The following is an 18,324-nucleotide window of genomic DNA, read 5'->3' as shown; positions in this document are numbered from 1 at the left end:
GTCACGCCTCCCCGGCGGTGTCGAGGATGGCGGCGGACACCGCCTCCGACGCCGACTTGCCGCCCCAGATCACGAACTGGAAGGCGGGGTAGAAGCGCTCGCATTCCGACAGGGCGATCTCGACGAGGTCCTCGAGCTGCTCCACCGTCGCGCCGCGCGAGCCGCGCAGCAGCATGGTCTGGCGGAACATCGGAGTGTGCTCCTCGGCGCAGACGTCGAAATGACCCAGCCACATGCGCGCGTTCACTTCCGCCAGCAGATCGTTGACGGAGGACCGGCGCGCTGCCGGGACCTTCATGTCGAACTGGCAGGAGAACTGCATCGCGCTGACGTCGGACTGCCAGACGAAATAGAGCCGGTAATCGCACCAGCGCCCGCCGATCTCGACGATCAGCTCGTCTTCGCCGGCCCGCTCGAAGGGCCATTCGTTGGCGGTGACGATCTCCTCGACGATGTCGAGGGGATTGTGCGCGGATGAGGGGGTGTCGACGGCAACAGCCGACATATCGGCGTCCTCCTGTAAAGGCGCGGTGGACGGAACCGCCCCGGGGCCGGTCCGCCTTCGCGCAAGAAGGGGAAGCCCCGAGATGTTGTGGCTGGCAGACGGATGGATACCACCAAGAGCACCGTGCCAAAAGGGTCTGGCCGGCGCAACTGGTTTTCGGCGGTGCATCCGTGAAGAAGTGGAGGCGTGGCGGAGTCCGGGTCAGACCGGCCCGCTGCCCCCTCCGGCGATGGGACCGACCGCCGGAGCGGAGGCGCCCGCTTGCGGCTTAGGATCGTGTTCGGCCTTGAGCGCCGCGACCGTGGCTTCCAGCGCGGCGAGCCGCTCGGCCATGGTTTCCTGCTCCTCGCGAGCCTTGGCAGCCATGGCGCGGACAGCCTCGTATTCCTCGCGGCTCACCACGTCCATCCGCGACAGAACGCGCTCGAACTGCTGGCGCATCTGCGCCTCGGCTTCCTCGCGCAAGGACGACAGCGCGCCGAGCGCGCCGCCCGCGACGCGGGCCAGATCGTCCAGAATCTTATTGTCCACCTGCATCGACTCAAAATCCGCTTCTTGTCTGCCGCATTATGGGACCCGTCCCACGGAACTTCAACGGGCTTGGACGCGATGCGTCACGGGGCTTGGACGCGATGCGTCACGCGCGTCCACACTCTCAACGCCTCAGACCGTCGATCAACCCCTTCAACAGCGCGTCCGGCTTCGGAGCGTTGCCGCCGCCGGGAATCGGCAGATCCTTCGGCACCACCCTGTTCAGCAGTCCCTCGGCGGCGCGGCGGGCGAAATACTCCTGCACCTCCTGCATCTCGAAGGATCGGGTGGGCTTGTCGAGCGCGCCGGTCATGCGGACGGTCAGCGGCGGCAACGACTGGTCGGACTGCACGGTCAGGCGGACGCGCATGTCGATGGTCTGCGCCGGCAGGTTGACCTGCCCCGCCGCCACCGCCTCGCCCAGGTCGGAGGTCAGGCGCATGTCCTCGGTGCGCGCCACGCCCTTGTCGATGGCGAAGCTGCCGTCCAGCCGGGCAAAGCGGGTCTGCCCGCCTTGAAGGCCGCCCATCACGGCGCCCAGCAGCTCCTGCGGGCGCTCCAGCCTGGTCAGCCGGTCGCGCAGGGCGCCGAGGTCGAAGCCGCGCAACAGGCCGTCGCGGGCGCTGATCCGGCCCTGGCCGGCCAGCCCCTTGAGCATGGCGTCGCCACCGGCCCCGCTGGTCGTCAGGTTGGCCTCGGCATCCAGCACGCCCCCGGCGATCTCCAGCGCGCCGCCGCCGAGGCTGCCCCCCGCCGCCTCGGCCAGCTTGGCCTTGGACAAGGTGATCGTGGCCTCGGCGGTCGGCGTCTGATTGCCCGGCGCGGCGAGCCGGCCGGTGGCGCCGAGCTGGCCGCCCATCAGGGCGCCGTCGAAGCGCTCCACCGTCAGCACGCCGTTGGTCACGGTGGCGCGCAGGGCCGGGTTCTCGATCCGCGTGCCGCCCTTGACGAGGGCGGAGGCGGTCAGCGCAAAGCGTCCATCGAAGCGGCGCAGCCCGCTGAAATCCCCGGTCGCGGCGGCGGGCGCGCCCGGCGACGCCTCGGCCGCCGGGGAAGAGGCCCCCGCGGGACGGGCCGAAGCCGCGGGAAGCGCCGCCAGCCGATCCAGCTCCAGGTCGCCGGTCTGCAGGTCGGCCTCCACCCTCGGCTTGCTGCCGTTCAGGTCGGCGCTGGCCTTGCCCTTGACGGTGACGCCGGCCAACACGCCCTGGATGTTGCCCAGGGTGAAGGCTTTCCGCGTTCCCGCCAGTTCCGTGTAGAGGTCCAACGGGCCGTAGGAGCCCGACGGGTCGTCGGCGAAGAGGCTGGCCAGCCGAGCCAGTTCGGGATGCTTGACGCGCAGCTTGAGGTCGGCGCCGAGGTCCTTCTCGACGTTCAGAAGCGTACCGCCCGCCTCCAGGGTGGCTTCGGCCGCGTCAACGCCCAGTTCGACCGCCAAACGCTCCGCATCGCCCGACAGGCGGGCCTGCGCCTTCACCGCACCCAGCCGCTCCGGCGAAGGGGCGCCCTCCGGCCAGGGGACCGCCCGGGCGACCCCTTCCAGGCTGGGGGCCTCGGCGTTCAGCGTCAGATGCGCGCCGCGCAGCGGCTCCAGCCCGGCGATCTGCCCGTCCAGGCGGAGCTTCACCCCGGCGGCGTCCTGCACCGTCGCCTCCTTGATCGACAGGGCGCCGCCCGCGGCGGTGGCGTCCAGACGCAGCCCCTGGACCGGCGTGTTGCGCACGGTCAGTTGCCCGACCGACAGCTCCAGATTCGCATCGACGCCGGCCAGCAGCCGGGCCGGAGTCATCGGCGAACTCCCGGACGCCCCCCCTGCCGAAGTCCCGTTGCGACCAGGCGCCGGAGTGGCCGTTCCGTTGGCGGCCGCCGGGGCCGTGCCGCCGGTCGGCGGCGGCAGATAGGCGTCGAGATTCAGCCGGTCGAGGTCGAGCCGCGCCCCGAAGGCGGGCCGGCCACGGTCCACATAGGCGACGGCACCGCTGAGGCGGCTGGCATCCACCCGGAGATCCAGGCCGTTCACGTCCAGCCGCCCCGGACGCCCCTGCAGCTGCGCGGTGACGGACGCCCGGCGCAGGCGGTCCGCCGGCACGGCGCGGACGTCCACCCGCAGCCACTCCAGCAGGGCGCGCAGGTTGTCGGCGTTCGCCTCCATCCGCAGGTCGAGATTTGGCTGGCCGTTGGCCGACGCCAGTTCCCCCGCCGCCACGATGTCGGAGCCGCCGGGCAGGAGCGCGCTGACGCGGTCGATGTTCAGAGTGCCGCCGGCCAGGCTGGCCTCCACCCGCCCCTGGCGGATCACGCCGCCGTTGTAGGTGATTCCGTCCACCGCGAGGTCGAGCTTGGCGTCCAGCGCATCCGGCAGGGCGAACCCGCCCGGCTGCGCCGTGCCGCCGGATGCGGCGCCCCCGGATGGGGCGCCACCTTGAGCGTTGGGCGTCGCGCCCTTGGCACCGTTTCCATTGCGTGCGTTGGACGGGGTGGCGGCTTCCGAGCCGCCGGCCCGCGCACGGTCCAGCCAAGCGTCGAGGTCGAGCCGGTTCAGGGCCAGCGTCAGCTCCGCCCGTGCCGGCGTCCCGCTGCGCAGGGTCGCCGTGCCGGTGGCGCGCGTGTCGCCGAGTTGCGCCTCCAGATTGGTGAAACTCGCCCCGGCGGGGGACGCCTCGACCACCGTGCGGATGCCGAAGGACTGGGCGAGCAGCGCGTTCGCCTTCTTGTTCTCGCCAGCCGCCGAACCGCTGCGGACCAAAGCCAGCGCGCGGGACAGGTCGCTGCCCTCGGCGCGCAGGTCGCCTTGGGCGCGCGAGCCGCCGCTGCCCGGCGGATTGGTCACGATGCCGGCGAAGCGCAGCGTGGCGTCGGTGTCGGCCATCGACAGGGCCGCCCGGACCTGCACGGCAGCGCCGTCGATCAGGCGGCTGACGAACATCTCCCCGCGCAGCGGCACGCCGCGCGCCCGGAAGCTGCCCTGACCCTGGAACGGTCCGGTGAAGCTGCCGGCAACGATCCGCGCGTCGATCTGGTCGATCACCTCGGATTGGCCGGTGCGGGCGTCGCGGTACTGGACGGTGCCGTTCTGCACCGTCACCTGATCGAAGCTGACCGCCGAGGCCAGCCCGTCGCCGGACCCGCTCCGCGCGCCGCCATCCGGACGCCCGGCGCCGGACAGGTCCCAGTTGAAGCGCCCGTCGGGCAGCGTTTCGAACAGGAAGGTGGGATCGATCAGGCGGATGCTCTGCACCTGGATGTGGCCGCTGAGCAGCGGGCCGAGCGCCACGCGGACGTCCAGCTCCTTCAGACGGGCCATGTCCTGCTCCGACCCGCCGGGCGCATTCGCCAGACGGGCGTCGCGCACCGTCAGCGCCGGGGCCGGCAGCAGCGACAGGCCTATGTCGCCCCTCAGCTCCACCTCGCGCCCCGTGGCGGCGGACACCCGCTCCGCGATCTGGGATTTGTAGGCGTTCCAATCGACGACGCTGGGCACGACCAACACCGCGGCCACCAGCAGACCGACGAGTATCAGAGCTGCGATCAGGAATCTCTTCACCGGTTGACCCGCCTTCCCCACCGTTCGGCTGTTGAGTCGCCGTATTTCCGCCACAAGCCGCGAGAACCGCTGGCGCCCGCTCCGGTCTTCCGGGTGGCACGGGGTTCCGCTAAACTATCGTCCCGAAAGAGAACAAGCAATTTGGGCATTCCAACGGCCGAATTGTCCAAAAGACGATATGCCCCGCCCGCAGGAGACGCGCCCTATGGCCGATGTCGTGAACCTGAACCGCTTCCGGAAGATGCGCCAGAAGGAAGAGCGTGAAAAGACCGCCGAGGAGAATCGCGTCCGCTTCGGGCGCACCAAGGCCGAGAAGCTGCGCGACCGTCAGGGCGCCGAGCGCCGCGAGGCGGAGCTTGACGGCAAGAAGGTCGAGGGCAGGACGTTCGGCGCCGAGCGGGACGATGGGTGACGGCCGAGCCCGTGCTTTGGTATCGCTTTTGTGACAATTTGGTACTCTAACAATTCGTCCATAAGACAATCTGGATCGTTGCGGACCGCTTTGCTACAGTTCCCCTCACGAGAGGCGCAATGGGCAAAGGGGAGGACCATCATCATGGTCGACATGTCGTCTCACCGCGGTGCGTCCCAATTCCATAGGCCGGTCCGGCGCAAGGCGCCCTCCGAATTCCACAAGCCGGCATCCTATCTTCCACGAATCCGCAGCGTCGACGTCGACCGCCCCTGGCTGTGGCTGAGCGCCGGCTGGCGCGACATGTGCGCCAGCCCGACGATCAGCGCCGCCTACGGCCTGCTGGCGGTGCTGTCCAGCCTCGCGCTGGTGGCGGTTCTGTCGATGCAGGACATGCAGTATCTGGTCCTGCCGATGGCCGCGGGCTTCATGCTGCTGGGGCCGGTGTTCGCCGTCGGCCTCTATGAGACCAGCCGCCTGCTGGAGCGGGGGGAGACGCCGACCCTGATGAAGGTCGTCGGGGCCTACCGCCGCAACGGCGTGCAGATCGCCGGGATCGGACTGGCGCTGATGCTGGCCATGCTGGCCTGGATCCGCATCGCCTTCCTGCTGTTCGCGCTGTTCTTCGCGACGGAGCCGCCGGCCTTCGACCAGCTCGTCGACCGCATCTTCTTCTCGGCCCAGACGATCCCGTTCCTGCTGACCGGCACCCTCGTCGGCGGCGTCATCGCGACGGCGGTCTTCGCGATCAGCGTGGTGTCGATCCCGATGCTGCTCGACCGCGAGACCGACAGCTTCACCGCCATGGCGACCAGCGTCGCAGTGCTTCGCGAGAATCTGCGGACCATGGCGGGCTGGGCCTTCCTCATCGTGCTGTTCACCGCGGCCGGGATGGTCACCGGCTTCCTCGGGCTGGCGCTGGCCCTGCCGCTGATCGGCCACGCCTCCTGGCACTGCTACCGCGATCTGGTCGGCGCGGACTGAGATATATGGCCTTAAACCCCTCTCCCGTCCCGGGAGAGGGTGGCCCGAAGGGCCGGGTGAGGGTAAGGCCGATCATATGACAGCCCGTTGCCGGCCCCTTCACCCTTCCCGCGCCTTTGCGCGGGCCCCTTCCCTCTCCCGGGGCGGGAGAGGGAAAATCTTCACTCCCCCTCCTCAGGACGGCTTCTTGAAGAAGGCTTCCGCGGCGTTCTTCTGCACCTCCTTGGCGGCGATGGCGGCGCGGGCGCGAACGATCTCGGCCTCCAGCCCGGCGATGTAGTCCTTCAGCTCCGCCACGCCCAGCGCGGTCAGGTCCTTCAGCGCCGGCTTGGCCTTGCGCGGCTCCAGATCGTCGATGTCCATAGTAGAGCTTCTCCTCCCGCTTTCGCGCATCCCTGCCCCGCGCCGTCCGCTTCCCGCTCGTCGGAAAGGCCGGCGAGGCGTGCTTGTCAGCGCCGGTGCGGAATTCTAACTTTGGACGCCTGCGGACACAAACGGCCCGGCCGCCTGGATTGGAGATGACCGGACCGGTGGACGCCGCGTCAACGAGGAATGGGGGAGACATCATGGGCATCGCCCTGCCGGACAGCATGACCTGCGTGGAAATTTCGCAACCCGGCGGCCCGGAAGTCCTGCGCACCGTGCAGCGCCCCGCCCCGGTGCCCGGCCCCGGCGAGGTTCTGGTGGCGGTGGAGGCGGCAGGCGTCAACCGTCCGGACATGCTGCAGCGCCAGGGCCGCTATGACCCGCCGCCGGGCGCCTCCGACCTGCCCGGCCTGGAGATCGCCGGGCGCGTCGTCGCCCTCGGCGAGGGCGTCACGGAATGGGCCGCCGACGATGCGGTCTGCGCCCTGATCTCCGGTGGCGGCTATGCCCAGTATTGCGTTGTTCCGGCACCGCAGCTCCTTCCCGTTCCCAAGGGCTACGGCATGGTCGAGGCCGCCGCCGTTCCGGAGACCTTCTTCACCGTCTGGACCAACGTGTTCGAACGCGGCGCGCTGAAGCCCGGCGAGACGCTGCTGGTCCATGGCGGTTCCAGCGGCATCGGCACCACGGCCATCCAGCTCGCCAAGGCCTTCGGCTCACGAGTCTTCACCACCGCCGGCAGCGCCGAGAAGTGCCGCGCCTGCGAGGAACTGGGCGCCGACCGTGCCATTGACTACAAGACCGAGGATTTCGCCGCGGTCATCCAGAAGGAGACGGGCGGACGCGGCGTCGACGTGGTGCTGGACATGGTCGGCGGCGACTACATCGCCCGCGACATCGGCATCATGGCCCCCGACGGGCGGCACGTCTCCATCGCCTTCCTCCAGGGGCCGAAGGTCTCCATCAACATGTTCCCGGTGATGACCAAGCGCCTGACCCTCACCGGCTCCACCCTGCGCGCCCGCTCGGTGGAGGAGAAGGGCCGCATCGCCGCCGCCCTGCGCGAGAAGGTCTGGCCGCTGCTGGAAGGCGGCACGGTCAAGCCGGTGATCCACAAGGTGTTCACGCTGGAGCAGGCGGCCGAGGCGCACGCCCTGATGGAATCGAGCGCGCACATCGGCAAGATCGTCATGACGGTGGCCTGAGGGCGCGGGCTGACCGTCGCCGCACCCGCGAACCACTCAATTGCGAAGGGAATTCCCCGCCTGCACAGCCGGGAATTCCCCTTTCAAGCATTTTTTTCGCTTCATTCTTGTTCCCGGACAGCCGGGTGGGCTTGCTAAAGCGCGCCAAGACGGTTAGCAGAGGGATCGGTGTCCGGGTTTTCCCGGCCGCCTGCCCGAGCACGCTTACATCGACCGGTTCCGGCCCTATATGGAGGGCGAAGCTCGGGACCATCCGGTAAAGTATGGCCGATCGCGCCACCCGCCAGCGGGTGCGGTCGGGTTGGAGTTGTCAGGAGGGACGATGGCACTGCCCTTGATGCCGAAAGCGACGGCCGTCTGGCTGGTCGAGAACACATCCTTGACCTTCGAGCAGATCGCCGCCTTCTGCGGCCTGCATTCCCTGGAGGTCCAGGCCATCGCCGATGGCGAGGTGGCGGTCGGCATGGTCGGGCTGGACCCGGTGGCCAACGGTCAGTTGACCAAGGGCGAGATCGAACGCTGCGAGCGCAACCAGGATCTGCGCCTGAAGCTGCTGGTCCCCGACCTGCCGCTGCCGGCGGCCCGGTCCAAGGGGCCGCGCTACACCCCGATCACCAAGCGCGGCGACAAGCCGGACGCCATCGCCTGGCTGCTGAAGCACCATCCGGAGCTGTCGGACGCCCAGCTCTGCCGCCTCATCGGCACGACCAAGCCGACCATCGCGGCGGTCCGCGACCGCACGCACTGGAACGCCCCGAACATCAAGCCGCGCAACCCGGTGCTGCTCGGCCTGTGCACCCAGCGCGAGCTGGAGGAGGCCCTGGCCCTGGCCGTCCGCCGCGGCGGCGTCCCTCTGTCGCAGGAGGAGCGCGAGGCCCAGGACGGCGAGGACGGCTACGGCGACGAGTCGCCCTATTCGGAGCAGGAAGAGGCGCGCTGACGCCGCCTTCCCGGCCCCTCTCCCCCGGCGGGAGGGGGGCTTTTTGCTTTTGTGCGCCGGGTGCGGCCCGTCCCTCCGCCCCCGGCGCCGGGCCCGTGAAGGGGTCCATAGGACCGCGCCCTGGACGACGCCCGGCCCACGCGCTACTTCTTCGGCATGACTGCACCCTCCCGTCTTGTCGTCGGCATCAGCGGAGCCTCGGGCGTGATCCTGGGCATCCGGCTGCTGTCGGTGCTGCGCCGGATCGGCGTCGAATCGCACCTCGTCGTCAGCCGCTCCGCCGAAATCACCCTGGCCCATGAGACGGACATGAAGGTGGCGGAGCTGCGCGCTCTCGCCGACGTGTCCTACGCCGCCGCCGACATCGGCGCGGCCATCGCCAGCGGCAGCTTCCGCGCCATGGGCATGATCGTCGCCCCCTGCTCCGTCCGCACGATGAGCGAGATCGCCACGGGCGTGACCTCCACCCTGCTGACCCGCGCCGCCGACGTCACGCTGAAGGAGCGCCGCCCGCTGGTGCTGATGGTGCGCGAGACGCCGCTGCATCTGGGGCACCTGCGCACGATGACCCAGCTGGCCGAGATGGGCGCGGTGATCGCCCCGCCGGTCCCCGCCTTCTACAGCCGCCCGCAGACCATCGACGATCTGGTGGACCATGCCGTCGGGCGGGCGCTGGACCTGTTCGGGCTGGACGCGGGCATCGTCCGCCGCTGGGGCGAGCCGACGCCTGCGGAGGTTCTGGAAACATGACCCGGCCTGGGCTATACCGCATCCGCTAAATCCCGACCGAAGAGGGGTATCAGAACGATGCCACACACCCGCGACCAGGACGTTCCGATTCGTCAGCTTCTCGCCGGGATGAAAGGCTTCCGCGCCCGCTACTACGAGCGCCGGCCCGACAGCATGCGCCAGCTCGTCGAGGAGGGGCAGAAGCCGAAGATTCTGATGATCGGCTGCTCCGACAGCCGTGTCGATCCGGCGCTGCTCACCCAGGCGGAGCCGGGCGAGATGTTCGTCGTCCGCAACGTCGCCAATCTCGTCCCGCCCTACCAGCCGGACGGCAGCTACCACGGCACCTCGGCCGCCATCGAATACGCGGTGCGGGTGCTCCAGGTCAGCCACGTCATCGTCCTGGGCCACGCCCTGTGCGGCGGCATCCAGGGGCTGATCCGCCTGCGCAAGGGCGAGCCGGACCAGAACGACTTCGTATCGCCCTGGGTGTCGATCGCCAGCGCGGCGCTCGATCCCTACATCCCGCCCGCCCAGGGTGACACCGACGAGGAGCGGCGCAAGGCCGAGTTCGAGCGCCTTCAGCAGAAGCCCGACGTGATCGAGCGCGCCGCCGTCCGCACCTCGGTCGACAACCTGATGACCTTCCCCTTCGTCCGCGAGCGGGTGGAGGCCGGGACGCTGGAACTGCACGGCTGGTGGTTCGACCTGGACAGCGGCGACCTGTGGGCCATCAACGCCCAGACCAAGATGTTCGAGCCGGTCGATTGAGGGCGATGGGTGGGCGAAAGCTGCCCAGCGGACGGTGATAAGCCAAGTCCGCCGGGAAATTTCTGCCCATCCCTTGGTTTCGGCGGCCTGAGCAAACCCCTCCCCCACCACGGAAGAGGGTTGTTTCAGCGGCTCCCCGCCTTCTGGCACGACGATTGCAATTCCTTGTTCGGCGCGTTCCGGCGGACGCGCGCGGACGGGAATGAGGCGGCCGGACCATGGGCATCACCACGATCTTCAACAATGGCGTTCTCGGGCTGACGGCGCAGAACCGCGCCCTGGGCACCATTTCGAACAACATCGCGAACGCCTCCACGTCCGGCTTCAAGGCGTCGGAGACGCAGTTCTCCGACTTCGTGCTGAGCGACCGCACCGGCAACAAGGACCCCGGCAACGGTGTGCGCGCCTTCGAGCGGCTGGACCACAGCGGCGGCACCGTCACCCAGACCGGAGTCACCACCAACGCGGCCATCGTCGGCAACGGCTTCTTCCTCGTCCAGGACCTGGATGCCCAAACCGGTACGACCGCGACGGCCACACAGACGAGCGACGATACGGTCTTCCTGACGCGGTCGGGCGACTTCTCTCCCGACAAGGAGGGCCGTCTGGTGAACGGCGCCGGCAAGGCGCTGATGGGCTTCAAGCTCGACCCCGCCAGCGGCACCGGCTCCTTCGGCAGCCTCAGCAGCATGACGCCGGTTTCGTTGAGCGGGTTGCAGGACTACCGCGAAGCCTCGACCCAGGCGTCACTGAACCTCAACCTGCCCTACGACCAGGAGCCGGTCACCGGCGAGATCACCACGGCGAACACCACCGGCGTCGTTCTGAACATGATCGACAAGAACGGGGCCGACGGGGCGATGGCCCTGCGATTCCTCAAGACCGGGCAGGCGGAGGACGGCACCTCGACATGGCAGGTCTTCAACGCCGGAGTCGTCGGCGCCGACGGCAAGCCGGTGGGCAGCGGCAACGTGAACGACCCCACCACCTGGCAATCGCTCGGCACGCTGAGCTTCGCCCGCAACGGCACGCTGACCGGCGGTCCCACCGGCACCCCGGCGACCCTGACCCTGAATCCCGGCGGCGACTTCGCCCAGACGACGCTGGATCTCGGCTCCTATGGCAAGATGACCAACTCCATCACCAGCATCGCGGGCATGGAACTGGGCATCGTCCAGGGCAACAACGGCATCCGCGCCGGCACCTACCAGGGGTCGGAGCTGACCGCCGACGGCTTCGTCGCCGCGAATTTCCAGGGCGGGAAGCAACGCCACATCTACCGCATCCCCGACGCGACGGTGATCAACCCGACCGACCTGGAAAGCGTGTCCGGCACCATGTTCCGGACCACCGCCAATTCAGGCGCCATCCGCCTGAACTCCTTCGGCAACCTGTCGAATGAGACCGGCACCAGCGCGCCGAAAACCGTCGGGGCATCGCTGAGCACGGCCAGCGTCGAGGGCTCCAACGTCAAGATCGAGGAGCAGTTCACCACGCTGATCCAGGCGCAGCGCACCTACTCCGCCGCCTCCAAGCTGGTGTCCACCGCTGACGAGATGACCCAGACGACGATCACCCTCAAGTCGTAAGAGCCGCGGCACGCAGCGCGTCGGCGACGCGCCCGGCCACCTCCGTCCAGTCGCCGCTCCGGGTCTGGCGGAACAGGCGGGCGGTGGGGTACCAGGGGCTGTCCTCGCGCGCCAGCAGCCAACGCCAATCCGGCGACAGGGGCAGCACCACCCAGACCGGCACCCCCAGCGCCCCGGCCAGATGGGCCGGCCCGGTGCAGGAGGAGATCACGAGGTCCATGTTGGCCATGATCGCCGCCGTATCGGCGAAATCGGCGATGTCCGGTCCGAGGTCGGTGAAGGAGGACGGCATCGCCACCCGCTCCAGATCCTCCCGCCCCGGCCCTTTCTGAAGACCGAAGAAACGCACCCCCGGCACGTTCAGCACCGGGCGCAGCCCGGCCAGTCGGGGCGAGCGCAGCGCGTCGCCGGGAAAGCGCGGGTTGCCCGCCCAGACCAGCCCCACCCGCAGCCCCTTCCCGTCCGACAGCCGCTCGCTCCAGGCGGCGGCGCGTTGCGGATCGGGGCGCAGATAGGGCACGGCAGCGGGCACGGCGCCCAGGTTGGTGCCGAAGGCGCGCGGCAGGCTCATCAATGGGCATTCCAGATCGAAGTCCGGCAGCGGATCGCCACGGGCGATCAGCCTCTCCACCCCCGGCAGGCCCGACAGAACGCTCATCAGGGGTCGCTGCACCTCCAGGATCACCCGTGCCCCGCGCTCCGCCACCAGCGGGACGTAGCGGACGAACTGCAGGGTGTCGCCCAACCCCTGCTCGGCGTAGAGCAGGATGGTGCGCCCGGCGACGTCCCCGCTGGTCCATGTGGGCTGGGCGAAGCGGCGCCAGGGCGGCTCCGCCCGTGTGTCGTTGCGGCGCCAGTCGAACTCTGGCCAGCCGCCGTCGTAATCACCGGCCAGAAGCCGGGCGAATCCACGGTTCCAGCGCATCCCGGCGTCGCCGGGGCGGGCCTCCAGCACCCGGTCGAAATCGGCGAGAGCCTCAATCGGCCGGGCCATGGCGAGCAGGGCGTTGCCGCGCGCCGACCACAGGGACGGTCCGGAGAAGCCGCGCTCCTCTGCCGCGGCGAAGGCCGCCAGCGCCTCGTCGAAGCGGGTCCGCCCGGCCAGCAGCGAGCCGAGATTTCCCCATGCAGCGCCATAGCCGGGGGCGATATCCAGCGCCGCGCGGTAAGCGGCCTCCGCCTCGTCCCAGCGCTTTTGTGCCGCGCAGGCGGAGCCGAGCATCATCCGGGCCGCCGGCGATCCCGGCGCCAGCGCGGCAGCGCGGCGGGATGCCCGCCCCGCCTCCTCCGCCCGCCGTTCGGCCAAGGCCGTTTCGGCGAGATTCACGAGGGCGTCCGCCGAGGCGGGGAGCAGCGCCAGGGCCCGCCGCGCCGAACGGGCAGCCTCCGGCACCCGGTTCAGGTCGCGCAGGGCGCCGGCGCGGCTGGCGTGGGCGTCGGCAAACAGCGGGTCCAACCGCAGGGCGCGGGCGTAGCCGGCCTCCGCCCCCGCCGCGTCGCCCATGGTCTGAAGCGCGCCGGCCAGGTTGGATTGCCCGCCCGCCGAGTCGGGACGCAGCGCCAGCGCCCGGCGCAACAGCCGCGCCCCGTCCGCCGGGCGGCCCGTCTGCGCGTGGAGCACGCCCAGGAGCTGGGCGGCGTCGGGCTGCTCCGGATCGGCCTCCAGAATCCGCCCATAGAGCGTCGCCGCCTCGGCCGGACGGCCCGACTGGTGGTGGTCGATGGCGGCCAGGAGGGCCTCGATGATCGTCGCCATGGGATGTGACCGATGGAGTGAGGGGTACCGGAAGCCGATGAAACAGGCGGGTCCACTGACGGATTGGTCACAAGTCCTGCCGTTCCCGCAACCCACCCACGAGAAGCCCCGCGTTGCATTTCACTTTTGCAAAATTTATTCTGCACCCCATGCCCTGGAGCATACTGGGGTATTCAGCGCGAGGACCGGTTCCCGCTTATGAAAAGTATACCGTCGATGACAAGCACCTTGAACGTCTGTGCCCTTGCCCTGACCTGCGCCCTCGTCCCGGCGATCCTGACCGCGGCACCTGCCGCGGCCAACGAAAAGCCTGCCGGCGGCGGATGCCCGTGGGCGCAGGACGTCAAGCTGGACCTCAACGGCAAGACCCTCACACTGAACCAGGATGCCTTCTCCGCGAAGGGGGAGCCGCTTGACCTCGAGGGCTATCAGATATTCCCGCTGCTCGACCAGTTGAAACTGCGCATCCTCGGCCCGCGCGGGCAGGAGTGGGAAGCCGGGCTGACCCGCTTGTCCGGCGGCAAGCGTTGCCAAGCCTTTTACGTCGGCAAGCCCTTCCAGGTCTCCGACGAGACGGGCGATCGCAACAGCCTCATCCTGGTCCGCTGATCCCCGCATCCATTCCGGTCTGCCAGCGGTCGCGCCCGATCCGGTAGAGGACGTGCCGCTTCAGACGATGCCCGTCGGGAACCCGCGGGTGGTCGAAGTCGCCCGCCGCATCGCGCTCCATCCCCAGCCTCTCCATAACCCGCTGCGACCGCCGGTTCTTTGGCACGGTGAAGGCCACGATCTCATCGAGCCCGACCGCATCGAACCCGTGGGCCAGCGCCAGTTCGGCGGCCTCGGTCGCCAGTCCTTGCCCCCAATGGGCGGGGTCGAGCCGCCACCCCACCTCGACAGCGGGGGCGAAGGCTGCGTCCCACGTCACGAGGGCCAGCCCGACGAAGCCGATGAACGGGCTGTGGCCGGGCCGCTCCACCGCCCAAAAGCCGAAACCGTGCCGGTCGAAATGCTCGCCGATGCGCCGAATCACCGCGTCGCTGGCCTCCCGGTCGGGAAGCGGCAGCAGATGCTCCATCACCGCGGGGTTCTGCGACAGCGCGTGGAAAGCGTCGCCGTCCCCGTCGCGCCAGGGACGCAGGATCAGCCGGGGCGAGGTGAGGACGGCCGGAGTCGTCATCGCACTGGCTCCGTCAGGGCTCGGGCGGCGTGTCGAGCGCCGCGAGCAGAGCCATCACCGCCGGGTCGCCCTCCGGCACCAGCCGGAAGAGGTTGGCCGCGGCCAGCGCGACACCGCCGCCCGGCGCGGGGGTGAGCCCGGACAGGGCGAAGAGACGGTCCTGCTGGACGCGCTCCGCCTCCAGTTCCGCCGCCTTCAAGCGCTTGTAGAGGGCGTCGTCCTCGCCTTTCGCCCGGCGGCGGACGGCGCGCAGCGGGCGGACCACCTCGTCCCGCCAGGGGGCGACCGCGGAGTCGATCCGCGCCAGCTCCTCCCCCGGCAGGTCGGCGTTGCAGGCCATGCCCGCCCAGGCGGCGAACAGCAGAAGGTTCACGTCCCGGCCGAGCCGGTCCTGAAGGTCGAGGCAGGCGGCGGGCACGCCCGGCCGTCCGTAGACGGCGAGCGAGAAGTCCCAGAGCGGGTTTTCCGACATCGCCGCGCCTGCCTCCCCATATGCCTCCCCACAGGCCTCCGCTCAGTCGCCCAGGCTGATGCCCAGGCCGCGGGCGGTCTTGACCATGGCGCCGTCCAGCTCCACGCAGGCGTATTTGGCGATGGCCTCGGTGATCGGCACGTCGATGACGCCGCGGTCCGACCAAGCGACCATACGGTCGAACTTGCCCTCGGCGATCAGGTCCACGGCGTGCACGCCGAAGGCCGAGGCGACCAGACGGTCGCGCGGGCTGGGCATGCTGCCGCGCTGGACGTGGCCCAGGACGGTGACGCGGGTCTCCGCCCCCGTCGCCTCGGCGATCTTCTCGCCGATGTAGTCGCCGATGCCGCCGTAGCGCTTCTGGCCGCCCTGGAACAGCTTCTGCACGCCGGTGCCGTCCACGGTCTTCACCGCCTCCGATACCACGACCAGGGCGAAGTTGCGGCCGGTCGAGCGCACCTGCTTGATCTTCTGGGCGATCTTCTCGATGGAGTAGGCGATCTCGGGGATCAGCACCACGTCGGCGCCGCCGGCGATGCCCGCGGCCAGCGCGATGTGGCCGGCGTCGCGCCCCATCACCTCCAGCACCATGACGCGGGCGTGGCTGGCCGCGGTCGGCTGGAGCCGGTCGAGCGCCTCGACCGCCACGCCGACGGCGGTGTCGTAGCCGACCGACACCTCGGTGAGGCCAAGATCGTTGTCGATGGTCTTGGGGATGCCGACCATCTGGAAGCCGCCCTTGTCGGCGAGCTTCTTCAGGATGGCGAAGCTGCCGTCGCCGCCGATGCCGATCAGCGCGTCCAGCCCCAGCTCGCGGTAGCCGCCGATGATCTCGTCCGACCGGTCCTTCTGCGTGCCGTCGGCCATCGGATAGGCGAAGGGGTCGCCGCGGTTGGTCGTGCCGAGGATCGTGCCGCCCATGCGCATCATGTTGCCGTCGACCTGCGGCAGGTCGAGCACCTGATACTGCACCGGACGCTGCAGCAACCCCTGGGTGCCTTCCTTGATGCCCAGGACCTGCCAGCCGTAGGTCAGGACGGCCCGGTGGACCACCGCGCGGATGACCGCGTTCAGCCCGGCGCAGTCGCCGCCGCTGGTGAGAATGCCGATGCGCTTGCCTGCTGTCATGGATGACTGTCCCGTGTCGTCTGGAACCGCTGCGAAAGGTAGTCATACCAGAACGTTGCTCCACCGCAATGGTTCTGGTCCTCCGAGTATATTACATTCCGGCGGCCGGATTATAACCCTGCGAAGAATGCGTGGTTTCGCACTGCCGTTGCGCCGGAAATCTGGTATAGTCCCCGCCGCTCAGCCAGCGGGCCCCGCGCGTATGAACGAACAAGAGATGCTGAAGGAAAAACTGGCCACGCTTCGCAGCGAGCATCGCGACCTCGATGACGTGATCGCCCGACTGCACGAACGTGCGCCGTTCGACCAGCTTCAGATGCAACGTCTGAAGAAGCGCAAACTCGCGCTCAAGGACCAGATCATGGTGCTGGAAAGCCGTATGCTGCCCGACATCATCGCCTGACGCGACTTTTCGGCGGGGAACATGGCCCGGCGCATCGCGTCGCGCTGGACTCCGCGTGCGCGCTTTCTATAATGCGCCGCTTTCCGGACCTAGAGGAAAGCGCGCGCCGTGTCCGCATCCATCGCCGCCACCACCGACCGCAAGCCGCTGGTCGGCATCATCATGGGCAGCCAGTCGGACTGGACCACCATGAAGCACGCCGCCGAGACGCTGAGCGCGCTCGGCGTCCCGCACGAGGTCCGGATCGTCTCCGCCCACCGCACCCCGCAGCGTCTGGTCGAATACGCCACCACCGCCCGTGACCGCGGCCTGAAGGTGGTCATCGCCGGGGCCGGCGGCGCCGCCCATCTGCCGGGCATGGCCGCCTCGATGACCCCCCTGCCCGTCTTCGGCGTCCCGGTGGAAAGCCACGCGCTGAAGGGCATGGACAGCCTGCTGTCGATCGTCCAGATGCCCGGCGGCGTTCCGGTGGGCACGCTGGCCATCGGCAAGGCCGGCGCCATCAACGCAGCATTGCTCGCCGGTTCGGTCATCGCCCTGATGGACCCGGCGGTTGCGGAAGCGCTGGACGCTTGGCGCGCCCGCCAGACCGCCGCCGTCGCCGAAGCCCCCGTCGACGAGCCCGCCTGAACCATGGCCCACCGCATCCTTCCGCCCGGCTCGACCATCGGCATGCTCGGCGACGGGCAGCTCGGCCGCATGACCGCGCTCGCCGCCGCCCGTCTGGGCTACAAGACGCACGTCTACGCGCCGGGATCGCAGGGCAGCCCCGGCGCCCAGGTCGCGGCCGCCGTCACCTCCGCCGGCTGGGACGACCTCGACGCGCTGGAGGCCTTCGCCCGCTCGGTCGACGTGGTGACGCTGGAGTGGGAGAACGTCCCGGTCGCCGTGGTCGAGCATCTGAACCGCTTCACCCCCGTCCACCCCGGCGGCAAAGTGCTGTCGGTCGCCCAGGACCGGGTGGAGGAGAAGTCCTTCGTCAACGCGCTGGGCATCGGCACCGCCCCCTGGCGCCCCGCCCGCAGCGCCGACGAGGTGGCGAAGGCGGTGGCGGAGATCGGCCCGCGCTGCATCCTGAAATCCACCCGCCTCGGCTATGACGGCAAGGGACAGGCGCGCATCGAGCCGGGCAGCGACCCGGCGGAGGCGTGGGCGGCCATCGGCTCCGACGCCGGCATCGTGGAGGGCTTCGTCTCCTTCACCTGCGAGGTGTCGGTGATCGTCGCCCGCGGGCTGGACGGCGGCATGGCCGCCTACCCCGCCGTGGAGAACCGCCACAAGGACGGCATCCTCGACAGGACCATCGCCCCGGCCCGCGTTCCGGCGGAGACCGCGGCCGAGGCCGAGCGGGTCGCCCGCCGCATCGCCGAGGCGCTGGACCTCGTCGGCGTGCTGGCGGTCGAGATGTTCGTGACTCCGGACGGCGGCGTGCTGGTCAACGAGATGGCCCCGCGCCCGCACAATTCCGGCCATTGGACCATGGACGCCTGCCATTCCTGCCAGTTCGAGCAGCTCGTCCGCGCCGTCTGCGGCCTGCCGCTCGGTTCGGTGGAGCGGGTGGCCGATGCCGAGATGGAGAACCTGATCGGCGCCGACGCGGACCGCTGGCCGGCGCTGATGGCCGAGCCGGGCGCCCGCCTGCACCTCTACGGCAAGGCGGAGTCCCGTCCGGGCCGCAAGATGGGCCATGTGACCCGGCTCCGTTCGCGCGCCTGAACGCTCCGTTCGATTCCCCCCGTTTGATCGTCACGGCGGGCCGTTTCCTGTTCGGGAACGGCCCGCCTTCCTTTTTTTCGCGCGACGGGTGCG

At 69.7% G+C, this 18,324-nt stretch carries 19 protein-coding genes; 11 read left to right on the top strand and 8 right to left on the bottom strand.

Annotated elements, in window-relative coordinates; genetic code table 11:
* Position 1: 1 nt before the first annotated feature.
* From ACFPMG_RS17925 to ACFPMG_RS17915, 3 genes are all read right to left on the bottom strand, one after another.
* Positions 2 to 505, bottom strand: a complete 504-nt coding sequence (locus tag ACFPMG_RS17925; RefSeq protein ID WP_014239927.1) for a type III secretion system chaperone family protein — start codon at positions 503 to 505, stop codon at positions 2 to 4.
* 201 nt (positions 506 to 706) lie between these two features.
* Positions 707 to 1,042 (bottom strand): accessory factor UbiK family protein, encoded by a 336-nt coding sequence (locus tag ACFPMG_RS17920; protein WP_376996471.1) that lies wholly within the window; start codon positions 1,040 to 1,042, stop codon positions 707 to 709.
* A 118-nt stretch (positions 1,043 to 1,160) separates the two neighbouring features.
* A complete protein-coding gene (locus ACFPMG_RS17915; RefSeq protein ID WP_376996470.1) occupies positions 1,161 to 4,580 on the bottom strand; it encodes an AsmA family protein in 3,420 nt (1,139 codons plus the stop codon).
* Positions 4,581 to 4,785: 205 nt separating this feature from the next.
* Between ACFPMG_RS17915 and ACFPMG_RS17910 the strand changes: the two genes are divergently transcribed.
* Together ACFPMG_RS17910 and ACFPMG_RS17905 are read left to right on the top strand one after the other, a co-directional pair.
* Complete coding sequence (locus ACFPMG_RS17910) at positions 4,786 to 4,992, top strand: DUF4169 family protein (protein ID WP_376996469.1); 207 nt, start codon at positions 4,786 to 4,788, stop codon at positions 4,990 to 4,992.
* 144 nt (positions 4,993 to 5,136) lie between these two features.
* The gene (locus tag ACFPMG_RS17905; RefSeq protein WP_376996468.1) at positions 5,137 to 5,976 is read left to right on the top strand and encodes a DUF2189 domain-containing protein; all 840 of its coding nucleotides are present in this window, start codon (positions 5,137 to 5,139) and stop codon (positions 5,974 to 5,976) included.
* A gap of 174 nt (positions 5,977 to 6,150) precedes the next feature.
* Here ACFPMG_RS17905 and ACFPMG_RS17900 read toward each other — a convergent pair whose 3' ends face one another.
* Positions 6,151 to 6,339, bottom strand: a complete 189-nt coding sequence (locus ACFPMG_RS17900; RefSeq protein ID WP_376996467.1) for a DUF1192 domain-containing protein — start codon at positions 6,337 to 6,339, stop codon at positions 6,151 to 6,153.
* Positions 6,340 to 6,542: 203 nt separating this feature from the next.
* Between ACFPMG_RS17900 and ACFPMG_RS17895 the strand changes: the two genes are divergently transcribed.
* The 5 genes from ACFPMG_RS17895 to ACFPMG_RS17875 all read left to right on the top strand — a co-directional run bounded on the left by ACFPMG_RS17895 (position 6,543) and on the right by ACFPMG_RS17875 (position 11,576).
* Positions 6,543 to 7,547: an NAD(P)H-quinone oxidoreductase gene (locus ACFPMG_RS17895; RefSeq protein WP_376996466.1), complete on the top strand. Its 1,005-nt coding sequence runs from the start codon at positions 6,543 to 6,545 to the stop codon at positions 7,545 to 7,547.
* A gap of 322 nt (positions 7,548 to 7,869) precedes the next feature.
* Complete coding sequence (locus ACFPMG_RS17890) at positions 7,870 to 8,487, top strand: DUF1013 domain-containing protein (RefSeq protein WP_014239918.1); 618 nt, start codon at positions 7,870 to 7,872, stop codon at positions 8,485 to 8,487.
* Between the two features lie 156 nt (positions 8,488 to 8,643).
* Complete coding sequence (locus ACFPMG_RS17885; RefSeq protein WP_376996465.1) at positions 8,644 to 9,237, top strand: UbiX family flavin prenyltransferase; 594 nt, start codon at positions 8,644 to 8,646, stop codon at positions 9,235 to 9,237.
* Between the two features lie 57 nt (positions 9,238 to 9,294).
* Positions 9,295 to 9,987 carry a carbonic anhydrase gene (locus ACFPMG_RS17880; RefSeq protein ID WP_376996464.1) on the top strand — a complete coding sequence of 231 codons (693 nt, stop codon included), beginning with the start codon at positions 9,295 to 9,297 and terminating at the stop codon, positions 9,985 to 9,987.
* Positions 9,988 to 10,205: 218 nt separating this feature from the next.
* On the top strand, positions 10,206 to 11,576 hold the full coding sequence (locus ACFPMG_RS17875) for a flagellar hook-basal body complex protein (protein WP_376996463.1): 1,371 nt from the start codon (positions 10,206 to 10,208) through the stop codon (positions 11,574 to 11,576).
* On the opposite strand, the gene ACFPMG_RS17870 is transcribed toward ACFPMG_RS17875, so the two are convergent.
* Positions 11,566 to 13,332 carry a tetratricopeptide repeat protein gene (locus tag ACFPMG_RS17870; protein WP_376996462.1) on the bottom strand — a complete coding sequence of 589 codons (1,767 nt, stop codon included), beginning with the start codon at positions 13,330 to 13,332 and terminating at the stop codon, positions 11,566 to 11,568. The two genes, ACFPMG_RS17875 and ACFPMG_RS17870, sit on opposite strands and share 11 nt — an antisense overlap.
* A gap of 216 nt (positions 13,333 to 13,548) precedes the next feature.
* On the opposite strand from ACFPMG_RS17870, the gene ACFPMG_RS17865 reads away from it, so the two are divergent.
* Positions 13,549 to 13,941, top strand: coding sequence for a hypothetical protein (locus tag ACFPMG_RS17865; RefSeq protein ID WP_376996461.1), 393 nt, complete (start codon positions 13,549 to 13,551; stop codon positions 13,939 to 13,941).
* Here the strand turns inward: ACFPMG_RS17865 and ACFPMG_RS17860 are convergent.
* Genes ACFPMG_RS17860 through ACFPMG_RS17850 form a run of 3 tightly spaced genes read right to left on the bottom strand, consistent with a single transcriptional unit; the run spans position 13,925 to position 16,112 of the window.
* Positions 13,925 to 14,512 carry a GNAT family N-acetyltransferase gene (locus tag ACFPMG_RS17860; protein WP_376996460.1) on the bottom strand — a complete coding sequence of 196 codons (588 nt, stop codon included), beginning with the start codon at positions 14,510 to 14,512 and terminating at the stop codon, positions 13,925 to 13,927. The genes ACFPMG_RS17865 and ACFPMG_RS17860 overlap by 17 nt on opposite strands.
* 13 nt (positions 14,513 to 14,525) lie before the next feature.
* A complete protein-coding gene (locus ACFPMG_RS17855) occupies positions 14,526 to 14,984 on the bottom strand; it encodes a TIGR02444 family protein (RefSeq protein WP_376996459.1) in 459 nt (152 codons plus the stop codon).
* A 42-nt stretch (positions 14,985 to 15,026) separates the two neighbouring features.
* Positions 15,027 to 16,112: an ATP-dependent 6-phosphofructokinase gene (locus ACFPMG_RS17850; RefSeq protein ID WP_014239910.1), complete on the bottom strand. Its 1,086-nt coding sequence runs from the start codon at positions 16,110 to 16,112 to the stop codon at positions 15,027 to 15,029.
* Positions 16,113 to 16,329: 217 nt separating this feature from the next.
* Here ACFPMG_RS17850 and ACFPMG_RS17845 point away from each other — a divergent pair, with 217 nt between their 5' ends.
* From ACFPMG_RS17845 to ACFPMG_RS17835, 3 genes are all read left to right on the top strand, one after another.
* Complete coding sequence (locus tag ACFPMG_RS17845) at positions 16,330 to 16,515, top strand: YdcH family protein (RefSeq protein WP_014239909.1); 186 nt, start codon at positions 16,330 to 16,332, stop codon at positions 16,513 to 16,515.
* Between the two features lie 162 nt (positions 16,516 to 16,677).
* The gene (purE, locus tag ACFPMG_RS17840; RefSeq protein ID WP_376996597.1) at positions 16,678 to 17,145 is read left to right on the top strand and encodes a 5-(carboxyamino)imidazole ribonucleotide mutase; all 468 of its coding nucleotides are present in this window, start codon (positions 16,678 to 16,680) and stop codon (positions 17,143 to 17,145) included.
* A gap of 3 nt (positions 17,146 to 17,148) precedes the next feature.
* Positions 17,149 to 18,231: a 5-(carboxyamino)imidazole ribonucleotide synthase gene (locus tag ACFPMG_RS17835; RefSeq protein WP_376996458.1), complete on the top strand. Its 1,083-nt coding sequence runs from the start codon at positions 17,149 to 17,151 to the stop codon at positions 18,229 to 18,231.
* The last annotated feature ends 93 nt before the right edge of the window (positions 18,232 to 18,324 follow it).

The organism is Azospirillum himalayense, from assembly GCF_042657465.1.
GTDB lineage: Bacteria > Pseudomonadota > Alphaproteobacteria > Azospirillales > Azospirillaceae > Azospirillum > Azospirillum himalayense.
Note: the sequence above shows the minus strand (reverse complement) of the source record. Positions and strands in the feature narration are given on the sequence as shown.

What these genes read in the sequence shown, in the direction of transcription:
- ACFPMG_RS17880 (WP_376996464.1), top strand. Translation starts at nt 9,295, where the DNA reads ATGCCACACACCCGCGACCAGGACGTTCCGATTCGTCAGCTTCTCGCC.
- ACFPMG_RS17900 (WP_376996467.1), bottom strand. Translation starts at nt 6,339, where the DNA reads ATGGACATCGACGATCTGGAGCCGCGCAAGGCCAAGCCGGCGCTGAAG.
- ACFPMG_RS17890 (WP_014239918.1), top strand. Translation starts at nt 7,870, where the DNA reads ATGGCACTGCCCTTGATGCCGAAAGCGACGGCCGTCTGGCTGGTCGAG.
- ACFPMG_RS17860 (WP_376996460.1), bottom strand. Translation starts at nt 14,512, where the DNA reads ATGACGACTCCGGCCGTCCTCACCTCGCCCCGGCTGATCCTGCGTCCC.
- ACFPMG_RS17870 (WP_376996462.1), bottom strand. Translation starts at nt 13,332, where the DNA reads ATGGCGACGATCATCGAGGCCCTCCTGGCCGCCATCGACCACCACCAG.
- ACFPMG_RS17875 (WP_376996463.1), top strand. Translation starts at nt 10,206, where the DNA reads ATGGGCATCACCACGATCTTCAACAATGGCGTTCTCGGGCTGACGGCG.
- ACFPMG_RS17855 (WP_376996459.1), bottom strand. Translation starts at nt 14,984, where the DNA reads ATGTCGGAAAACCCGCTCTGGGACTTCTCGCTCGCCGTCTACGGACGG.
- ACFPMG_RS17865 (WP_376996461.1), top strand. Translation starts at nt 13,549, where the DNA reads ATGACAAGCACCTTGAACGTCTGTGCCCTTGCCCTGACCTGCGCCCTC.
- ACFPMG_RS17920 (WP_376996471.1), bottom strand. Translation starts at nt 1,042, where the DNA reads ATGCAGGTGGACAATAAGATTCTGGACGATCTGGCCCGCGTCGCGGGC.
- ACFPMG_RS17910 (WP_376996469.1), top strand. Translation starts at nt 4,786, where the DNA reads ATGGCCGATGTCGTGAACCTGAACCGCTTCCGGAAGATGCGCCAGAAG.
- ACFPMG_RS17835 (WP_376996458.1), top strand. Translation starts at nt 17,149, where the DNA reads ATGGCCCACCGCATCCTTCCGCCCGGCTCGACCATCGGCATGCTCGGC.
- ACFPMG_RS17905 (WP_376996468.1), top strand. Translation starts at nt 5,137, where the DNA reads ATGGTCGACATGTCGTCTCACCGCGGTGCGTCCCAATTCCATAGGCCG.
- ACFPMG_RS17925 (WP_014239927.1), bottom strand. Translation starts at nt 505, where the DNA reads ATGTCGGCTGTTGCCGTCGACACCCCCTCATCCGCGCACAATCCCCTC.
- ACFPMG_RS17845 (WP_014239909.1), top strand. Translation starts at nt 16,330, where the DNA reads ATGCTGAAGGAAAAACTGGCCACGCTTCGCAGCGAGCATCGCGACCTC.
- ACFPMG_RS17885 (WP_376996465.1), top strand. Translation starts at nt 8,644, where the DNA reads ATGACTGCACCCTCCCGTCTTGTCGTCGGCATCAGCGGAGCCTCGGGC.
- ACFPMG_RS17850 (WP_014239910.1), bottom strand. Translation starts at nt 16,112, where the DNA reads ATGACAGCAGGCAAGCGCATCGGCATTCTCACCAGCGGCGGCGACTGC.
- ACFPMG_RS17895 (WP_376996466.1), top strand. Translation starts at nt 6,543, where the DNA reads ATGGGCATCGCCCTGCCGGACAGCATGACCTGCGTGGAAATTTCGCAA.
- purE (WP_376996597.1), top strand. Translation starts at nt 16,678, where the DNA reads ATGGGCAGCCAGTCGGACTGGACCACCATGAAGCACGCCGCCGAGACG.